The 1,145-nt window shown below is 71.2% G+C and carries 2 protein-coding genes; both read right to left on the reverse strand.

All coding sequences use genetic code 11. From position 1 onward, the window contains the following. The coding region (locus tag D7231_RS35335) for an ATP-binding cassette domain-containing protein (RefSeq protein WP_120760483.1) at nt 1-411 on the reverse strand (411 nt) is incomplete at its 3' end. 26 nt (nt 412-437) lie between these two features. Continuing rightward, nucleotides 438-1,145, reverse strand: a 708-nt coding sequence (locus tag D7231_RS35340; protein WP_158673904.1) for an ABC transporter substrate-binding protein, incomplete at its 5' end; no start/stop codon positions are given.

A 1,145-nucleotide genomic window follows, 5' to 3' on the forward strand; every position in this document is an offset into this window, starting at 1 on the left:
CTGGAGGCGGACCAGGGCCAGCAGCCGCTCGGCCTCCGTGCGGCGCTCGGACTTCGGGACGCCGCGCAGCCGCAGCGCGAGTTCGATGTTCTTGCCCGCGGTCAGCCACGGGAAGAGGGCGTGCTCCTGGAACATCAGGGCCGGGCGCCCGCCGGGCACCGTGATGGTGCCGGCGGACGCCGCGTCCAGGCCCGCGACGAGGTTGAGGAGCGTCGACTTGCCGCACCCGGAGGCCCCGAGGAGGGTCACGAACTCCCCGGGGGCGACGTCGAGGCTGATGTCGTCCAGCACGAGCTGTTGTCGGCCGGGCCGGCCGAAGGACTTCGACACGTGATCCAGTCGGACGGCGAAATCCGCTGTCGCGACGTCCGGGCTGCCGGCTTTGGAGACGGTGATGGCCATCTGCGTCACCTCCTGGGGGACGTGGGGGTGGTCGGCTAGCGGACGCCGAGTCCGGCGTCGGACACTTCCGGCTCGCCCGCCTCGGCGAGCACCTCGTTGAGGATGGACAGGTCGTAGATGCCGGTCAGGTCCGTCTCCTCCAGCAGGCCGACGCTCACCGCGTTCTCCGCGCCGGTGCTCAGCGTCTCGGCCAGCGGGTCGTTGAGGAACTCCACGTGCTCGAAGGCCGGGTCCAGGACCTCGGCGGGCAGCTCGCTGCCGCCGGGGAGGCGGGCCAGCTCCGCGTTGAAGACGGACTTGGCCTCCTCGCGGTTGTCGTTGATCCAGGCGTTGGTGTTCACCACGCCGCGCACGATGGCCTCGACGACGTCGGGGTGCTCCTCCAGGAAGTCCTGGGCGGCGATCACGTGGGTCACCACGTAACGGCCGTCCTCCCACAGCTCGCCCTCGTCCAGCAGCGTCTCGGCGCCGCGGTTGACGAGGTTGGCGGCGGTCGGCTCGGGCACCCAGGCGCCGTCGATGTCACCGCTGTCGTAGGCGGCGGGGATGTCGGAGTTGGCGATCCGGAAGACGTTCACGTCCCCCTCGCCGGTCTCCGCGTCCACCTCGTAGCCCTGGTCGGCGAGGTAGCTCAGCAGCGCCACGTCCTGGGTGTTGCCCAGCTGCGGGGTGGCGATGTTCGCGCCCTCCAGGTCCTCCAGGCTGGAGACGCGGTCGGGGTTGACCACCAGGGAGGCGCCGCC

This window comes from Streptomyces klenkii, from assembly GCF_003626645.1.
In the GTDB taxonomy this organism is placed as follows: Bacteria; Actinomycetota; Actinomycetes; order Streptomycetales; family Streptomycetaceae; genus Streptomyces; species Streptomyces klenkii.